Origin of the sequence: Caballeronia sp. LZ029, assembly GCF_031451275.1 — a bacterium.
In the GTDB taxonomy this organism is placed as follows: domain Bacteria; phylum Pseudomonadota; class Gammaproteobacteria; order Burkholderiales; family Burkholderiaceae; genus Caballeronia; species Caballeronia jiangsuensis.
Genome location: NZ_JARUXO010000102.1, coordinates 11,651 through 29,422 on the forward strand (window position 1 = coordinate 11,651; position 17,772 = coordinate 29,422).

Annotated in this window: 13 protein-coding genes and 3 pseudogenes; 14 read left to right on the plus strand and 2 right to left on the minus strand. The window is 61.1% G+C overall.

The genetic code is table 11. From position 1 onward, the window contains the following. The first annotated feature begins 138 nt into the window (after positions 1–138). The 12 genes from QCE73_RS38210 (at position 139) to QCE73_RS38265 (ending at position 14,193) form a co-directional block, all read left to right on the plus strand. Positions 139–1,167 (plus strand): TRAP transporter substrate-binding protein, encoded by a 1,029-nt coding sequence (locus QCE73_RS38210; RefSeq protein ID WP_309885966.1) that lies wholly within the window; start codon positions 139–141, stop codon positions 1,165–1,167. Positions 1,168–1,202: 35 nt separating this feature from the next. Continuing rightward, a complete protein-coding gene (locus tag QCE73_RS38215) occupies positions 1,203–3,116 on the plus strand; it encodes a TRAP transporter large permease subunit (RefSeq protein ID WP_309885967.1) in 1,914 nt (637 codons plus the stop codon). Positions 3,117–3,185: 69 nt separating this feature from the next. Continuing rightward, positions 3,186–3,860, plus strand: a complete 675-nt coding sequence (locus QCE73_RS38220) for a GntR family transcriptional regulator (RefSeq protein WP_233391182.1) — start codon at positions 3,186–3,188, stop codon at positions 3,858–3,860. Between the two features lie 17 nt (positions 3,861–3,877). Then, the gene (locus QCE73_RS38225; protein ID WP_309885968.1) at positions 3,878–4,807 is read left to right on the plus strand and encodes a D-2-hydroxyacid dehydrogenase; all 930 of its coding nucleotides are present in this window, start codon (positions 3,878–3,880) and stop codon (positions 4,805–4,807) included. 499 nt (positions 4,808–5,306) lie between these two features. Next, entirely contained in the window at positions 5,307–6,008 is a 702-nt protein-coding gene (locus QCE73_RS38230; RefSeq protein ID WP_309885969.1) for a FadR/GntR family transcriptional regulator, read from the plus strand. A gap of 177 nt (positions 6,009–6,185) precedes the next feature. Next, positions 6,186–7,349, plus strand: a complete 1,164-nt coding sequence (locus QCE73_RS38235; protein ID WP_233392059.1) for a porin — start codon at positions 6,186–6,188, stop codon at positions 7,347–7,349. Positions 7,350–7,399: 50 nt separating this feature from the next. Next, positions 7,400–8,116: a ribonuclease activity regulator RraA gene (locus QCE73_RS38240; RefSeq protein WP_233392057.1), complete on the plus strand. Its 717-nt coding sequence runs from the start codon at positions 7,400–7,402 to the stop codon at positions 8,114–8,116. Positions 8,117–8,209: 93 nt separating this feature from the next. Further along, the gene (locus tag QCE73_RS38245; protein ID WP_404989878.1) at positions 8,210–9,544 is read left to right on the plus strand and encodes an MFS transporter; all 1,335 of its coding nucleotides are present in this window, start codon (positions 8,210–8,212) and stop codon (positions 9,542–9,544) included. Between the two features lie 108 nt (positions 9,545–9,652). Beyond that, entirely contained in the window at positions 9,653–10,873 is a 1,221-nt protein-coding gene (locus tag QCE73_RS38250) for an alpha-hydroxy acid oxidase (protein WP_233391174.1), read from the plus strand. A gap of 119 nt (positions 10,874–10,992) precedes the next feature. Next, positions 10,993–11,703 carry a GntR family transcriptional regulator gene (locus QCE73_RS38255; protein ID WP_233391172.1) on the plus strand — a complete coding sequence of 237 codons (711 nt, stop codon included), beginning with the start codon at positions 10,993–10,995 and terminating at the stop codon, positions 11,701–11,703. A 150-nt stretch (positions 11,704–11,853) separates the two neighbouring features. After that, the gene (locus tag QCE73_RS38260) at positions 11,854–12,792 is read left to right on the plus strand and encodes a TauD/TfdA family dioxygenase (RefSeq protein ID WP_233391170.1); all 939 of its coding nucleotides are present in this window, start codon (positions 11,854–11,856) and stop codon (positions 12,790–12,792) included. A gap of 90 nt (positions 12,793–12,882) precedes the next feature. Further along, entirely contained in the window at positions 12,883–14,193 is a 1,311-nt protein-coding gene (locus tag QCE73_RS38265; protein WP_309885971.1) for an MFS transporter, read from the plus strand. Positions 14,194–14,772: 579 nt separating this feature from the next. Here QCE73_RS38265 and QCE73_RS38270 read toward each other — a convergent pair. Then, positions 14,773–15,814: pseudogene (locus QCE73_RS38270) on the minus strand (IS481 family transposase). A gap of 31 nt (positions 15,815–15,845) precedes the next feature. On the opposite strand from QCE73_RS38270, the pseudogene QCE73_RS38275 reads away from it, so the two are divergent. Both QCE73_RS38275 and QCE73_RS38280 read left to right on the plus strand, forming a co-directional pair. Continuing rightward, positions 15,846–16,306: pseudogene (locus tag QCE73_RS38275) on the plus strand (IS3 family transposase); the annotation flags it as partial. A gap of 165 nt (positions 16,307–16,471) precedes the next feature. Then, the gene (locus QCE73_RS38280) at positions 16,472–16,864 is read left to right on the plus strand and encodes a hypothetical protein (protein WP_309885972.1); all 393 of its coding nucleotides are present in this window, start codon (positions 16,472–16,474) and stop codon (positions 16,862–16,864) included. Between the two features lie 327 nt (positions 16,865–17,191). Here QCE73_RS38280 and QCE73_RS38285 read toward each other — a convergent pair. Then, positions 17,192–17,526, minus strand: a pseudogene (locus tag QCE73_RS38285) (MlrC C-terminal domain-containing protein); the annotation flags it as partial. Positions 17,527–17,772 lie beyond the last annotated feature (246 nt).

Here is a 17,772-nt window from a genome sequence, read left to right on the forward strand (position 1 = left end):
TGTCAACACTTTTATAGTTTGTGTCAGCGAAATGCGATTCGTCGCATGCACTCTCAGTAGCCGAGGTTCATAAGAAGAACGACACAGGCGCTGCCGAATGCCTCATCCAGCATTTCCTTTCCATGGAGCGAGACGAAAATGAGTTTGTATTCCCGTCGTACCTTTCTGCAAACGCTCGGAGCCGCCACGGTGGCGGCAACGGGGACCGGCGCCTTGCCGTCGCTCGCTCGGGCGCAGACAGCGCAGTTCAAGCTGAAGTACGCGAACAACCTCGCGCTGTCCCATCCGCTCAACATTCGCGCAAAGGAAGCCGCGGACGCCATCAAGAAGGAATCCGGCGGCCGTGTCGAGTTGCAGATTTTCCCGAACGGTCAGATGGGCACGGACACCGACATGCTGTCGCAGGTTCGATCGGGCGCGATCGACTTCCTTACCCAAGGTGGCGTGGTGCTGTCGACGCTCGCGCCGGTCTCGGCGATCAACGGCATCGGCTTCGCGTTCAAGGATTACAACCAGGTATGGGCAGCAATGGACGGCGAGCTCGGGAGCCACATCCGAAAAGCGATCTCGAAAGTCGGGCTCGTCGCGATGGAAAAACCGTGGGACAACGGCTTTCGGCATCTCACGAGCTCGGTCAAGCCAGTGCAGAGCCCGGCCGACCTCAGAGGCCTGAAGATTCGCGTGCCGGTCAGCCCTCTTTGGACCTCGATGTTCAAGGCGCTCGATGCCTCGCCCACCAGCATCAACTTCAGCGAGGCGTATTCGGCGCTGCAAACCAAGGTCGTTGATGCAGAAGAAAACCCCCTCGCGCTGATCGAAACCGGACGCTTCTATGAAGTCCAGAAGTTCTGTTCGTTGACCGGCCATATCTGGGATGGCTTCTGGTTTCTCGGCAACGCTCGGTCGTGGGACAAGCTACCGCCAGATTTGCAGACCATTGTGGCGAAACACCTGAATTCGGCCGCAGTGGCCGAACGCGCAGACGTCGCCGCACTGAGCACGTCGCTGATCGAGAAGTTGCAAACACACGGAATGGCGTTCAACAAGCCCGATATCCAGCCGTTCCGCGCGTCGCTTCAGAAAGCCGGCTTTTACGATCAGTGGCGCAAGAAATACGGCGATGAAGCCTGGGCGTTGCTCGAAAAGTACACGCAGAAGTTCGCATGAGCGCGGACCATCGAAGAGTTTCCGGAGAGCGAGCCATGACTTCCCGAGTTCATCCCGAGCAGGTATTCGCCCACAAGGTCGGCGCGCCGAAAGACCGACATGCGACATCGAAAGTCGTGCGCGTCGGCAGCGCACTGGAAACGGCCATCAAGTGGATCACCGAAGTGCCCGCCGCGTTGCTGCTGGTGGCCGAGGTCGTGCTGTTGCTCACGAACGTTACCTGCCGCTACGTGCTGCGGGATCCGTTGATCTGGGGAGACGAACTCGCGTCGATCCTGTTCATCTGGCTGTCGATGCTCGGCGCGGTGGTGGCGTTGCGGCGCGGCGAACATATGCGCCTGACGATATTCGTCGCCAGAATGTCGCCGCAAAGCCGCGCGTTTACGGAAACGCTTGGAAATTTCATCGTGATGACGTTCGTACTGCTGCTGGTGCGGCCGGCGACCGAATGGGCGATGGACGAGTGGATCATCAGTACGCCGGCGCTGGATCTGCCAAACACCGTTTCCGCAGCCGCGATTCCCGTGGCCGCCGGCCTGATGCTAGTGCTCGCCATTACCCGGTTGCTCGAACGCTCGTCGCTGCGCGATTGCGTGAAGGCTGTCGCGCTGGTAGGCGGGGTCGCTGTTGCCCTCTACTTTGCACGGCAAGCGCTCGCGCCACTGACCGCAGTCAGCCTGATTCTTTTCTTCGCCGTCGGCGTGATTACGATCATCTGTCTAGGCGTGCCCATCATGGTCGCCTTTGGCGTATGCACATTTGCTTACTTGGCAACCGTCACTGGCGCGCCGTTGTCGATCGTCGTGAGCACCATGAATCAGGGGATGTCCAGCCTGATCCTGCTCGCCGTCCCGCTCTTTATCCTGCTCGGTGCGTTGATGGAGGCGATGGGGCTCGCCGAAGCGATGATCCGCTTCCTCGCCTCGCTGATCGGACATAAGCGCGGCGGCCTCGCCTACGTGCTGATTGGCGCCATGTACCTGGTGTCGGGCATCTCCGGTTCGAAGGTGGCGGATATGGCCGCGCTCGCGCCGGGCCTGTTCCCGGAAATGAAAAAGCGCGGCGCGAATGAAGGCGACCTCGTTGCAATGCTCAGTTCCTCGGCGGCCATGTCCGAAACCATTCCGCCCAGTCTGGTGCTGATCACCATTGGTTCGGTCACCGGCGTTTCGATTGCAGCGCTATTCACAGGCGGCTTCATGCCGGCCGTAGTCGGCGCGGTAGCGCTGGCGGCAGTCGTCTGGTTCAAAAGCCGCGGGGAAATCCTGCAAGGCGTGCAACGGGCCTCCCGAGTTGAGATCGGCCGCGCATTTCTGGTCTCGCTACCTGCCCTCGCGCTGCCCTTCGTGATCCGAGCCGCAGTGGTCGAAGGGATCGCGACCGCGACGGAAGTGGCGACGATCGGCGTCGCCTACACCTGCGCGGCGGGCTTGTTACTGTACCGCCGCTTCGACTGGAGCCGGCTCTATCCTATTCTGGTGGAGTCGGCCTCGCTGTCCGGCGCGATACTGATTATCATCGGTTGCGCAACCGCGATGGGATGGGCCCTCACGCAGTCAGGATTTTCCGCGCAACTCGCGAGCCTGATGATGGCAGCGCCTGGGGGCTCGCTCGGCTTCCTGGCAATCTCCGCCGTTACATTCGTGATGCTCGGCAGCTTTTTGGAAGGAATTCCCGCGATCGTACTGTTCGGTCCGCTCCTGTTCCCGATTGCGCGCGCGATGGGTATCTCCGACGTGCACTATGCAATGGTCGTGGTATTCGCCATGGGACTGGGCCTGTTCGCGCCACCGCTTGGCCTCGGCTTCTATGCGGCGTGCGCGGTGAGCAAGGTCGATCCGTCGACCGCGATGCGCCGCGTCTGGCCTTATCTGGGAGCTTTGGCAGCGGCCCTCATCGTGATAGTGCTGGTACCGTGGGTATCGACAGGTTTTCTGCAAGCAAAATAAAAAGTATTGAATGGCGCACAAAGGGCAACGGACATGAAAAACGCGTCCAACAGTGAAGCGAACGGCAAGGTGAACGCGCGCGCGCCTGAGGTGATTGCGTCGAAGCTCGACGACATTCGCGAACAGGTGCGCAGCATGATTCAGCGCGGGGACTTGCGCCCCGGTGAACGTGTGAATGAGCAAGCACTCGCAAACCAGATCGGCGTCGGCCGCAATTCGGCGCGCGAGGCCCTGCGCTCGCTCGAACAGGCAGGACTCGTGCGAATCGTCCCCAATCGGGGTGCCGAAGTTCGGCGGCTATCGCTCGAAGAGGCCATGGATCTCTACGAGATTCGAGCGGGGCTCGCGCGCACGGCGGGACGTCTCGCGGCGCTGCGTCTGACCACGGACGAGGAGCAGGTGCTAAGCCTTCTTATTGACCAGATGGATTCCGCCGTTGCCGAGCGCAGCAGCCATCTGTATCAAACCCTGAACACCGAGTTTCATCGTCAATTAATGGCCGTGACCAAGAATCCGCGGCTGATCACGATTAACCAGGCCGTCGAAGACGAACTGACACTTTACATTCACAAGGGCGTGTATTCGTTCACGCAAATGCAGCGTTCCTCGAAAGAACACCGCGAGCTCTTCGAAGCGCTGCGTGCGGGTCATGCCGACGCGGCTGCACAGGCTTTCGAGAATCACGTGCAGACGGGGAAGAAGCGCATGCTCGACACCGTGTCCACGAGCCCGCCCGAACGTTAATGAGCTTGGAGTCGCTGTTGAAAACCATTGTGTTTCTGGACCGCGCGACGCTGTCGGCTGATCTAACCGATTTTCCGTTTCCACATCGCTGGGTCGAATATTCGTCCAGCACGCCGGGACAGGTGGTAGAGCGCTGCCGCGACGCGCAGATCGTCGTGACCAACAAAGTGCCGCTGCCGGGCGAAGTCCTCGCGCAATTGCCGCAACTGGAAGTGATTGGTGTCCCGGCCGCAGGCGTCAATCATCTGGATATGGAAACATGCCGCCAACGGGGCATCGAAGTAATCGCGTGTCCGGGATATTCGACGATCTCCGTGCCAGAGCACGCGTTCGCACTGATGCTCGCGCTGCGCCGCAACCTCGTTCCTTACTGGCGCGACGTCTATGGTGGGGCCTGGAGTGGGTCGCCCACTTTCTACGCTGAACTGCATCCGATCGAGGATCTGCATGGTTCGACGCTCGGCATCGTCGGCGCCGGTCACGGCGGAAAGCGACTAGCCGAATTGGCCGGCGCGTTCGGCATGCGTGTGATCTTCGCCGAGCGAAGGCACGCCACCGTGGTGCGCGAAGGGTACGCTGCTTTCGATGAGGTGCTGCGCGAAGCGGATGTGATCAGCCTGCACTGCCCGCTTACCGACGAAACGCGGCATCTGTTCGGTCTCGCCGAATTCGAGCGAATGAAGCGCAGCGCGTCGCTCGTGAACGCCGCGCGCGGCGGCATCGTGAACGAGGGGGCGCTGATCGAGGCGCTCGACCGCAAGCTGATCGCGAATGCCGCGCTCGACGTCCTTGAGCAGGAGCCGCCAGCGATCGATCATCCGCTGTTGACCTGCGCGCGTACGGATCTGATCGTGACGCCACATGTCGCATGGCGGACTCAGGTGGCGATGCAGCGGCTCGTCACACAGCTCGCGCAAGGCATCGAACAGCATTACGCGCGGCGCTGAGAGCGAAACTCGAAGAGCTGGTGTTGCCCCTCTTGGAACTGCTCCGCGTCGTCGGCTGAAAGGGCACCGGTGAGGCGGATGGTGTCCATCGTGGCGCAGAAGCGCCGCTACGGCGTTGCCGCTTTCATCGCTGGCAGCGTTGATAGCCGGTTGACGAACCAGAAGCGTCTGGCGTCCGTACGTCAGGTCAGGGCTAAGTGTGCGCAAGAGGAAGCGAGAACGGATCGCTGTTGTCGAGCGCGGGCGCCGCCAACACGCTGGCCCTGAATCAGAAATGCTATCCGAGGAGCTTGAGCAAGTCGTGCAATCTATACGACGCCGAGCGAACCCGCAAGTCACTCGGATATCTGACGCCCAAACAAGCTGCACGGGCACGTCGAACAATGCTGCAGTATTCAACTTGAACGCCGATTGCAGTTGAAAGTGGAGCACGACAGGTCACGTTGACGCACCGCTCGCGACGTGTTATTGTCGGACAACCTGATTAATCGTCGACGCAATGCTTGAGCTTGAAAGACCTCACTCGCTGGTGCAGCGGGTAGTAGGAGCAATCCGCGCGGAGATCGAGGCGGGCAACTTCCCGGCGGAATCTCGCTTGCCGACCGAGCAGCAACTCTCGGAGCGGCTCAATGTCAGCCGATCGGTTGTCCGCGAGGCGATTGCTCAGTTGAAGTCCGATGGGGTGCTGATTGCGCGCCGGGGTGCCGGATCGTTCATCTCGGACACACCTTCAGGCACGGTCTTTCGCCTTCCCAGCCACGAAGGCAACCGGATCGATCTTCCGCAATTGTTCGAGCTTCGTCTGTGGATGGAAACACAGGCAGCTACCGCCGCCGCGCGACGCCGTACTCGCGCCGACCTGAAGCATATGAGTGAAGCGATCCGCGAAATGGAAAAGAAACGCAACGATTCCAAAGCGGCGTCGGCGGCGGATGTCGCCTTTCATCGCGCAATCGCGGCGGCGACGAAGAACGAGTACTTTGTCGCGTTCCACGACTTCCTGCATAGCCAACTCGCAATAGCGCGGCGCGCGCAGTGGGAAAAGACGGCTCACCACGCAGGCGACTTCGCCTGGCGCGAGCACGGTGAACTGTTCGACGCCATCGAACGCGGCGATTGCATTGAGGCAGCCGCCTCGGCCGAGCGCCATCTGCGCGCGGCGGCCAAGCGTCAAGGCATCGACCTGACTAGCAACGACTGAATCGCCGGCGCCCAGAGGCAACAAGGGCGCCGCCGTCTTTTTGCTGCACTTTGTCTGACAACCTGATGTTCTGACTAATTCACGCTACATCCATTCTTCCGATACGAAGCAATTACAAACTGGAGACATTGAGTGAAACCGCAAGTCCAAGTTCGCGCCTACCTTAAACACCTTCCATTGGCGGGGCTCGCCGCAGCATGCGCCTTGACGGCGGCCGGCAAGGCGCATGCGCAAAGCAGCGTGACGCTCTACGGGATCGTCGACGAAGGCGTGAACTACACGAGCAACGTGCAAACGAGCCCGGGCAACGGCCATAACCTGTATAGCCTCTCCAGCGGCATACTCAGCGGCAGTCGCTGGGGGCTGCGCGGCGTGGAGGACATCGGCGGCGGGTTGAAAGCGATCTTCGTGCTGGAGAACGGTTTTGACGTGAACAACGGCAGGATGGGCCAAGGCTCACTGGAATTTGGCCGTCAGGCTTATGTCGGATTGTCCACGAAGTTCGGATCGGTTACCCTCGGCCGCCAGTACGATCCGGTCGTCGATTATGTGCATGCGCTGATGCCGAGCGCGATGTTCTCAGGAAGCATCGGCGCGCATCCGGCTGATGTCGACAACCTGAACAACGCGAACCGGGTAAACAATGCGGTCAAATATCGCACCGTCAACTGGAACGGTTTTTCGGCCGAAGGGCTTTATAGCTTCGGCGGTGTTCCCGGTAGCGTCGGCGCGAATCAGATCTGGTCGATGGGCGTCGGCTATTCGAGCGGTTCGCTCAACGTCGGCGCGGGTTACCTCAATGCGCGCAACCCCAATGCTTCGTTTTTCGGCACGGCGGTCGGCGCCACGGCCACGAGCAACAACTTCGGCAGTTCGCCCGTGATCAGTGGTTATGCGTCGGCGCAAACCGAGCAGATCATTGGCGCCGGCGCGACCTACGCGATCGGCCGTGCGACGCTAGGGGCCATCTACTCCAACACCCGGTTCAAGAACCTGAGCGGCACCGTATCCATCCTGAACCCCGCAGGAGCCAGCGGCACGGCGACCTTCAACAGCGCCGAGCTCGACTTCCAATATCAATTGACGCCGGCGCTGTCGCTCGGTGCCGCCTACAGCTACACGAAGAACAGCGGCGCACATGACGCCAGATATCACCAGGGCGCACTCGCTGCGGACTACGCGGTCTCCAAGCGGACCGACTTCTATCTGATCGGCGTCTTGCAGCACGCGTCGGGCACCGACTCGACCGGCCATGCGGCGCGCGCGTCGCTCAACGGCCTCACGCCGTCGTCGTCGGACCAGCAGGCGGCCGTTCGCTTCGCCGTGCGCCACAAGTTCTAACGAGTCGCCACACTCGCTTCATCTTCAACAGGACGCTTCCATTGAATACCATCCGTTCGCTCACCGACGAGAACCGCGCGCGCCTTCGTGGCGTCAGCACGGCGACCTTGACCACTGCACTTTTCAAGCGGGGCCTGCGCAACGTCTGCATCCAGGGCGTGCTACCCGTCAATCCAGCGGCCGCCCGGATGGTCGGCGAGGCGTTCACGCTTCGTTATATCCCGGCGCGCGAGGACCTCGACACCCTTTCCGTCTTTAACGATCGCAGTCACCCCCAGCGGCGCGGCGTCGAAGAAATTCCGGCCGGGCACGTCATGGTCGTCGATTCCCGCAAGGACCCGCGCGCCGCTTCTGCGGGCGGCATCCTCATCACACGAATGAAGATGCGCGGCGTCGCCGGAATCGTCACCGACGGTGGATTTCGCGACACGCCGGATCTGGGCTCGCTCGACTTCCCGTGCCATGCGGCCCGTCCGTCCGCGCCGACGAATCTGATACACCACCACGCTGTCGATCTGAACGTGCCGATCGCGTGCGGCGATGTCGCCGTGTATCCCGGCGATATCGTCGTCGGCGATGCGGAAGGCGTCGTCGTGATCCCAGCGCATCTGGCGAACGAAATCGCCGAGGAAGCGGCCGCGATGACGCTTTTCGAGGATTGGGTCGATGCGCGCGTGCGCGAAGGCCGTTCCACCTTTGGCCTCTATCCGCCAGATGAGTCGACGCGAGCAGAGTTCGAGGCCTGGCAAGCAAACAGCAGCAACTAGGCGGCAAAGCCGAAACAGTTGCGCGACGCCTTCGGTGCTCGGCGCAACTGCAATATCCTTGAGCGCCACGGCGAGCGGAGAAAGCCGCCGGGCATGGAGACCATAGTGACAAACCGTAGTGCGGATGCTCAACTTTTCACGCGCGTGGCGTGGCGGCTCGTGCCGCTTCTCATCGCGATCTTTCTCACCGCCTATATCGACCGCGCAAACATCGGCTTCGCCAAATTGCAGATGCTCACGAGCCTGCATATGAGCGAGGCATCGTATGGGTTCGCTTCGTCGCTGTTTTTCATCGGCTATCTGTTGTGCGAGGTGCCGAGCAATCTGGCGATGCATCGCTATGGCGCCCGCCGCTGGATTTCGCGCATCATGTTCACGTGGGGCGTCGCGACACTGCTGCTCGCGTGGACGCCGTCCGAAACTGCGTTCCAGGTGCTGCGCTTCCTGTTAGGCGCGGCCGAAGCGGGGCTTTACCCCGGCATCATTCTTTATCTCGGCATGTGGTTCCCGGAGCGCCAGCGCACGGGCATCATCGGATTGCTCACGCTTGGCAGCAGCATGGGCAATATGCTCGGCTCGCTGATCGGCGGCTTCTCGCTCGAACTGCACGGATGGCTCGGCCTCGAAGGCTGGCAGTGGGTGTTTCTCACAACGGGCACGCCCGCCGTGTTGCTGACTTTCGTCTCCTTGTACTTCCTGCCGGACAACCCGCGCTCGGCGCGCTTTCTTTCCGAGCGCGAGATGGAAGTCATCGAGGACAGTCTGCGCCGTGATCCGGCGCCGGTTCAGACGACGGGCGGCGCCTGGTCATTCGGTTCACTCTTGACCGTGGCGCTCTTTTCGATTGGCTATGGCACGATCTCGATTGCGATTTACGGTATCGCCTACTGGCTCCCTACCCTTGTCCGGGGCTTTGGCGTATCGAGCAGTGTCAACGGCATGCTCAACATGATTCCGTGGTTCCTCACATCACTGATGCTGCTGTGGCTGCCGCGCCGCTTGCGCACGCCTCGCACCGTGCTGACGGCCGCGTTGGCTGCCGCGTTCCTCGGCATCCTTTGCTTCATCGCGAGCGTCGGGCCGTTTTCGAATGCGGTCCGTTTCGCGGCGCTTTCGGCCGGCGCACCGTGCCTGTATCTGATGATCCCGTGCTTCTGGGCGCTGCCGCCGCGGCTCTTGCCTGCATCGTTCATGAAGGGCGCGGGCGGCGCCGCGGCGCTCGCGGTCATTGCAGCGGGCTCCAGCGTCGGCGGCTTCCTGGCGCAAAACATCATGCCGTGGGTCGGCAAGACGATGCACAGTACATCAGCACCGATGCTCGTGCCGGCCATCAGCCTGCTGTTGCTCGGAGCCGGGGCGCTGGTCGTGTGGTTCCGTCTCGGTCTGGCGGGACGCGACGGCAACGATGCGGTCACCGCCACGCGCTGATTTTGCTCAAAAGCCTGCCCTCCTGGGGCGTATGAAAACGGTCTGCGCGCTCGTGACGAAGACCGACGAGCGCGGGGACCACTGGAAAATGGAAGGTCGTTGCGCGGCATGATCACAATCAGGCAATCCAAAAGCGTCTCCCGGCAAATGCGCGGCTTCCTGTCGCTCGCCGATTTCGAAGCAGCGGCCAGGCGAAGGCTGCCGCGCCCTCTTTTCGGTTACGTCGCGGGCGCGACGGAAGACAATGCGTCCCTCGCGGACAACCGCGCGGCTTTCAACGAACTCGGCTTCGTCCCGCGCGTACTGCGCAACGTGGCGCAGCGAAGCCAGTCGATCGAACTCTTCGGCGTGCGTTACGAGTCGCCCATCGGCATTGCGCCAATGGGCATCAGTTCGTTGACGGGCTACCGGGGCGACCTCGCACAGGCGCAGGCGGCGCGCGCGTGCGGTGTGCCCATGATTCTCAGCGCGGCGTCGCTCCTCCGGCTCGAAGAAGTCGTCGAGGCCGCGCCGGGAACATGGTTTCAGGTCTACATGCCGAGAACGCTCGAAGAGATGCGCGCGCTGGTGGAGAGAGTCAGCGCCGCCAACGTATCGACGCTAGTCGTCACGGTGGACTCGTCGGTCGTGCCGAATCGGGAGAACAACATGCGCAACGGCTTCAGGACTCCGCTCAGGCCGAACTTTCAGCTCTTGCGCGACGGCCTGACGCATCCGACCTGGTCGCTCTTCACGTTCCTGCGCACGTTGGTTCGTCATGGCATGCCGCATTTCGAAAATGCCTCGGCGCAAAGGGGCGAACCGTTGCTCTCGCGTCGAGCCAACCGGGATTTCAGCGGGCGTGAGCACCTGGACTGGGATGCGATCCGCGAAATTCGCGCGCGCTGGAAGGGACCGCTGGTGATCAAAGGCATTCTGCATCCGGACGATGCCGCGACCGCGCGAAACCTCGGCGCCGACGGCATCATCGTGTCCAACCATGGCGGCCGCCAACTCGACGGATCGGTCTCGCCGATGCGCATGCTGGCTCCCATCGGGGAAGCGTGTCCGGACATGCCGCTCATGATCGACAGCGGCTTTCGACGCGGCACCGACGTATTGAAGGCTGTCGCTCTCGGTGCGAAATGCGCTTTCATCGGGCGGCCAATGAACTACGCGGCGTGCGTGGGCGGCCAAGACGGGGTCGAGCATGCCATCGGTCTCGTGAAGGCAGAGATTCATGCGGATATGGGATTGCTCGGCGTGAATCGTCTCGACGAACTCGGGCCAGAATTCCTGCGACTGTTGAGGTTTGGGCCCGGTGAGCTGAGCGCGGGCGTGTATCGTTGATCGGATGCGAGCCCCTGCGCGGGCGAGAGCGGCGAGCGCAGCGACGCGCCGTGGACCTGGTCGCGCAAATAAGCGGTATATTGCCAGCTTGGCTCAATACGGCATCCGGAGACCGTCACGTGCAGCGCCTGAAGGACGTCAGAGGCACCCCAACGACCACGGCACCTGGGCAAGAGTCCGCGACCACGCTCAACCAGGAAGCCTATCGGCGTCTGGAGGAAATGATCGTGACGCTGGAACTGGCGCCGGGCGCGCTCGTATCTGAAGCCATTCTCAGCCGGCAACTCGGCATCGGCACCACGCCGATACGCGAGGCGCTGCAACGGCTTGCGCGCGAATACCTGGTGGAGATCATTCCCCGGCGCGGCGTGGTTGTGACGACCATCGACGTGCGCCGCCAGTTCGAAGTGCTCGAAACGCGACGCGAACTCGACCGGCTACTCAGCTCGGCGGCGGCGAGGCGGTCCAATGCCCTGGAGCGTAAGGCTTTCGCGGCTAACTTCGAGCGCACGGAACGGTCGGTCGCCGATGGCGACACGCGCGAATTCCTTCGGCTAGACGCCGAACTCAATCAATTGCTGTCCAAGGCTGCGCGCAACGCCACGGCGGCCGCGCTCGCTTCGACGTTGCACACGGTCTCCCGCCGCTTCTGGTTCTATCACCACGACCAGCACAATCCGCTCGGAGAGATCGGTCCGGTGCACTGCAACCTCGTCGAGGCGATTGCTTCCGGCGACCCGGCGCGTGCCGGGCGCGCCTCGAACCGCCTCATCGACTATCTCACCACCTTCGCGCAGTCGACACTCCCCCATCCGCTGCCCCTTGACTGATCGCTCGTCCCGGCCTGGCCTAAGCTCCCGTCGTAGATAGGGTTTTCTCGCAGTTGCAGGCTGCACGACAAGCGCCTTACTATCGCCTCATTACTGGCATGCCAGTCACATACCAGAAGGGAACCGAAACTTTTCCAAGGAGCGAAGACGATGGAGCAAGCCGAACTCAATACCGATTACGTCATTACGCCGCTGGCGGACGCGCTGGGCGCAGAAGTGACCGGTCTCGATCTCGCGCAGCCGATTCTTCCCGAGACGATCGCAGAAATGAAGCGAGCCATCGCGACATACGGCGTGCTGTGCTTTCGCAAGCAGTCGCTCACGGAAGTGCAGCAGATCGAATTCTCGAAGCTGTGGGGCCCGCTCGAAGACTTCCCGGAGGAAGACAAGACCGTATCGGCGCCATCGGTCTATCACGTGGCGAACGTAGCCGCAGACGGTCAAAGCCTGCCGGAAACCGATTTCCGCGTGATTTTCCAGAAGGTGAACGCGCGCTGGCATACGGACAGTTCGTATCGCTATGTGCCCGCGTATGTTTCTCTGCTTTACGGAATCGAAGTGATGCCGAAGGGCGCGCCGGGCGGACGCACAGGCTTTTCCAACATGGTCTCGGCGTATGCCGCGTTGCCGGAGGATCTCAAGGACGAAATCGAGCCGCTGCATATGGTTCATACGTACGAATTCGGCCGGCGGCTCTTTCCCGAACTCCCGCCTCTCACGAAATTCGAGAAGGAAGCCGTCCCGCCCGTGAGTCACCCGCTCGTTCGTGTACATCCCGATCGCAACTACGAGCGGTCGCTGTACCTGACGGCAAACGCCGGCAACGAAATCAGCGGTCTGCCATTGGACGAAGCCCGCGCGCTGCATCGCAAACTCGTGGAACACATTTCGCAGCCGCAGTTCACCTATTTCCACGAGTGGGAAAAGGGCGACCTCGTCGTATGGGACAACCGCACCATGCTGCACAAGGCCGAAGCCTACGACATGAGCAAGTATCGCCGCGTGTTCCGCCGTACGACCGTGGCGGGCGACGGCCCCGTGCTCGGTCCGTATTCGCGTGTGGTGATCAATCAGGCTCGCCCGCGTTGACCGCAGCCGCCTGACCGCCTGCAGTCGCGAATAAGCGATAACGGCCGCAACGTCTCGCGGCCTTCGGATAAAAACTCGGGAGGAGACACCATGCACGAGAAATCGACACGCCTGAAGCGAATCCAGGTCATGGCGATCGCGTTGCTGACGATCGCGGGCATCGTGAATTATCTTGACCGCAGCACCCTTTCAATCGCGAATCATTCGGTGAGTGCGGAACTGGGCTTGTCTGCTTCGCAGATGGGGTTGCTCCTCTCCGCGTTTTCCTTTGCCTATGCTTTCGCGCAGTTGCCTATCGGCGTGTTGCTGGACCGCTTCGGCGCACGGATCATGCTCGGCGTCGGCATGTTCGTCTGGTCGACCGCCCAGTTGTGCGGCGGACTCGTGTTGAGCTTGACGCAGTTTCTCGCTGCGCGCGTGGCGCTCGGCCTTGGCGAGTCGCCGAACTTTCCGGCGGGCGCGAAGGTCGTCAGCGAATGGTTCGGAGTGCATGAGCGCGGCAGGCCGACGGGCATTTTCATCACGTCGTCCACAATCGGTCCCGCACTCGCGCCTCCGGTACTGACCATGTTGCTGCTCCTGTTTGGCTGGCGCGCGATGTTCATCATCATGGGCGTGCTGGGCATCGTCGTGTCGATCGGCTGGTATCTGCTTTATCGCGACCGCCGCACGATGCCGCTCGACGCACGCGAACTCGCCTATCTCACTGACGGCGAAAGCGGCGAACGGGCGGAGCGCCGCATGACGATGCTCGAATGGCGCAGCCTCTTCAGCAAAGCGACGACGTGGGGCATGATCTTCGGCAACATGGGCGTGATTTACATGGTGTGGCTGTATCTGACCTGGCTACCCGCGTACCTGGAACACGAGCGGCATCTGTCGATAGCGAGCACGGGGTGGCTCGTATCGATTCCGTACCTGTTCGGCACGCTCGGCATGCTTTCGAGCGGCTTCGTCGCCGACGGGTTGATGGCGCGCGGCATGGCGCCCATGCGCAGCCGCAAATGGCCGATTTGCGTGGGTCTTGTCGGCGCGGCCCTCTTCACCGTTCCCGCAGCGTTCACGCCGAATCTGACGTTGGCAATGGTCTACCTTTGCGCTGCAATGTTCTTCGTGAACATGGCGAGCGGCGCGTGCTGGGCGCTTGCAACGGTTGCCGCGCCACGGCACATGGTCGCGTCGCTGGCGAGCATCCAGAATTTCGGCGGCTACTTCGGTGGTTCGTTCGCGCCGTTCATCACGGGCGTCGTCGTTGACACGACGCATTCCTTCGTCAACGCGTTTCTCATCAGCGCGGGTGTCGCGTTCGGGGCCGCCATCGTCTATATGTTCGTGGTGCGCCGGCGGATCGAAGAGCCGGAGGCAGACGTTTCGAACCTGGCTCTCTCGAGACTGAATTGATTGCCCGAAGACCGGTCGCCGGGTCGAGTTCGCGAGAGTCGGGATGCAGTCGCTTTCCCTCGCCGGCCGGTCGGACGGAAACGCGGCCCGCCTTTCATGCTTGTTGTCGACACTTTCAGAGATGTCCATGCATCCAGTTGGCAAGCCAACGGTGAATCATATTGGAGATCCTTCTTGGGCAACAGGGGAGCCTCACCGCGGAATTCACTCGTCCCGCAACGCTCGGATCAGCGGCTATGCTCCTGCCGACGCGCAGCCGAAGGTGTTTGCGTAGGTGGTCCGAAGACGCGGTGCGCAGCTATGGCTTCAGACCGGTAGGCGTGATCGTGGCGGGTTCGCCGTGATGAAGCGTAACCCGCAGTGAGATGGACATTGACTGCCATTCCAGCCCGCTCGAGCTGCACAGTTGATCGGCGCGAGCGCGACCGATTACTTGAAGGAAGATAGGTGCAGACGGTTATCATGGATGTCGCGCAAGGTGGACGTCGATGGCGCGGCCTTCTATGACGACGGGCTTATCGTCTAGTGACACGGTGCAATGGCGCATTGGAATGTCCATATGTGTGCGATTCACAGACATCATTTCACTTTCTTGAAGACCGCTTTTCTTGGCGTTCTAGACTTCGCGTCTTCTACCGGAGTCGCAACATCAAGCGCGCGCCGATGATGCTGGGCAAGGATCTTGTCGACTCGCCATTCGCGATGTCGGATTCGCTCTTTCTCCTCGTCGTAAGCGCTTTCCACCTGCTCCGCGAGAGGTGTGATTTCGCTCACTTCCGCGATTCGGTCAACCGGCGTCTTGCCCCCGAGTGAGCCGTGTGGGCGGCCCCAGTTGTACTCGAACTGCCACTCCTCAATTCGCCGGTCAATCGCATCCTCGGTTGGAGTATGGTGGGACCAGAATTCGTTAAGGTCAGCAAGCTGCGAGCGCTCGACCTTGCCATTGAGGTGTGGCGAGCGTGGCGGAATCGGTCGAAATTTGATGCACTCGCTCATCAAACGCCGCTGCACTGGTTCGGCGAAGAACTCGCCGCCCCTATCGGTCTGGATACGCTGGATAGGAAACGGCATCTCCTCGATCACGCGATCAAGAAAAAGCAGCGTATTACGGGCATTTCTGCGGGGATAGACGGCCAGTACGCGGAAGCGCGAGCAGTCGCCGATGGCCGTGTACTGATAGACGCCTCGCGCGATCTTCATTGTGTCCATCTGGACCCGATCCCCAGGAACCGGGCGGCTATAGCGTTTGGGATGTGCCGGCCGCCGGGAACGTACCAACGGCTTCACAGACGCTTCGCATAGCACCTTGTGAATGGTTGCAAGGGACAAGTCTCTTTGCTCGCGGAGTCGCAACTCGGTCTTGATCCGCCGTGCTCCCTTGTGTTCGGAACGCAGTCGTAGAATCGTCGCCCGGTCAGCCTCGGAGACCTTCCGGTTTGGACTGTTGAGAGGGCGGCGACTTTGAGAACGAAGACCTTCTTCTCCAGCATCCTGATAGCGTCGTAACCACTTGCGAAGTGTCGGTCTCGAGATAGCCACACCGTGCGCATACGAGACCGGCGTTGCCGGTCTCGTGATACATCGATTCCCACCGTAATCGTGTTGCGATCTCGCGGTCCATCGCTTCATTCTAGTTGAAACGATGTCTCTGAATCACACAAAAAGGAATGGGAATCGACCTGCAACTCCTGAGCAACCAGGAGAAGACGATGCTGGCTGATGCCCTGAAACAAACCGTTTCTTCCGGAATTTTAGCCGTCTTGGGGCTTGCTCGCAGTTCCTACTGCTATTACCGTGCACGTTGGCTCGTCGCTGATAGGCATGCGGGTGCGCGTCGCGTCATCGCAGACATCTTCGAGCGCAATCACTTCTGTTACGGCTATCGTTGAATCCGCGCAGCCCGGATAAGGCACCGACTGCTCATCTCGGAGAAATCGGTGCGACGCTTGATGCAACAGGAGGTCTGATCGCAGCCTCGATCAGACGACGTCGCTACGGCTGCTACCGTGGGGAAATAAGACCTGCGCTGGAGAATTTTATCAATCGAGATTTCCGTGCAGCCGCCCCGAACCAGAAGTTCCAGCACGCGGCACCCTTCTTCAGAATCCTTGCGAAGGGATAACGGCGAAGCATGCGTTCATACGGGCGCATATCAACGAGCATAGTGTGCGCTCGATGTGCCACGTTCGCGGCGTTCATCGCAGCAACTAGTACGGCTTGCTTAAACACGGCGGACGCGCGCATGATTGAACGTTCGCTTCATCGACGACACGCCGCCATGGCTGACTATCTGAACACCGCAGCACTGATCGAGCACGCACGACGCGCGGAGGCCAAAGCCTCCGGTGCTTGCACATGCACGAAGACTCCGCTCGACGGCTGGCAATCCCAGCCGCTTTCCCTCGACGAAGCGCAGTTCCGCGAGATCGGCACCTTGCTGCCGGAAGACGATCCCGAACCGACCTACTCCGAATATCTTCCCAACGGGACCACCTACTGGGCGGCCGATGCGCCCATCGCGCCGCGTTACTTTCCGTACAACCGCTGCGGCCTGTGGAAATGTTCGTCCTGTGGCCGTCTCTATCTGCGCTATACCGAGGGCGGAGGCTATTTCGTCGATCGCAGGATCCGCGCCGTGTGTCTGGATCTAATCGAGGACGTGCCGCTCTGAACCGCCCTTGCGCCCAGGGTCACTGGCCCCGCGAGGGAGTCGCGCCAACTTACACCATCAATCCTAGCGTATTTGATGATTCGGGTCTCCCCGATCCTGGCATCGTGAAGCGGTCGGTGACCATAGCCCAGACCTTGGCCGACCTCCCCGTGGTGGCACGCCAAGGAAAGCATTCCGACGTGTGCCCGTCCACTCGAAGCGGGTCAGCGCGCGACGACGAAGTGCTCCTCCGACACCACACGGACTTCTAGACCGCTAACGCTCACAGCTGGCGAATCAGGCCGAAACCCAGCAAGTTGCCCTGGAACGCGGCGATCTGATCCCGCGTCACCACCCGCTTGAACCGATCAATTCAATGCCCGTATCCAGCGGATAGACCGGTCGTTTCAAGTTCTGAACGAGAAAAGGCCGTAGTCGGAACTCGTGACGCCACGGCTATCGCATTCAACGAGGCCACCCGAAATCGGCACAAACACAGGGCGGCAATACATGCGCGACTTGAACATCAAGAACTTGGCGGCACGCGGATCGATACCGACGCTCTCGAACATGCTTAGATCCCACGGTTCGTGCGTACGCTCCGTGACGAGGATGCGGGCCGTCGGCGTTTCAAGCACCGCCGCGCGACCCATGTACGCGTGTTGTCCGGTGTAAGTCGGACGAGTTCCATTCGCCTGCCCGTGAGTATTTCGGTAAACCCGACGACCATCATCCAAACGTCATGTGCGAAAAGACAGGCCCCTCGGGCCTTAGCTTCCGACCATCTTCATCGCGCTCATGGTTATCGCGACTCCGAATATGTTTATGAAGGGCGGTTTCAAGATTGAAGCGCAACAGCGGATTTAATGTTTAGAGCCATGAGGTTGAGCTGCGGAAGCGAGTGTGGCGGCGAAGACCTCGAGTGGCGA

Excerpts from the sequence above, each read along its gene's own strand:
- QCE73_RS38215 (WP_309885967.1), top strand. The coding sequence starts at position 1,203 with ATGACTTCCCGAGTTCATCCCGAGCAGGTATTCGCCCACAAGGTCGGC.
- QCE73_RS38230 (WP_309885969.1), top strand. The coding sequence starts at position 5,307 with ATGCTTGAGCTTGAAAGACCTCACTCGCTGGTGCAGCGGGTAGTAGGA.
- QCE73_RS38260 (WP_233391170.1), top strand. The coding sequence starts at position 11,854 with ATGGAGCAAGCCGAACTCAATACCGATTACGTCATTACGCCGCTGGCG.
- QCE73_RS38250 (WP_233391174.1), top strand. The coding sequence starts at position 9,653 with ATGATCACAATCAGGCAATCCAAAAGCGTCTCCCGGCAAATGCGCGGC.
- QCE73_RS38245 (WP_404989878.1), top strand. The coding sequence starts at position 8,210 with ATGGAGACCATAGTGACAAACCGTAGTGCGGATGCTCAACTTTTCACG.
- QCE73_RS38280 (WP_309885972.1), top strand. The coding sequence starts at position 16,472 with ATGGCTGACTATCTGAACACCGCAGCACTGATCGAGCACGCACGACGC.
- QCE73_RS38210 (WP_309885966.1), top strand. The coding sequence starts at position 139 with ATGAGTTTGTATTCCCGTCGTACCTTTCTGCAAACGCTCGGAGCCGCC.
- QCE73_RS38265 (WP_309885971.1), top strand. The coding sequence starts at position 12,883 with ATGCACGAGAAATCGACACGCCTGAAGCGAATCCAGGTCATGGCGATC.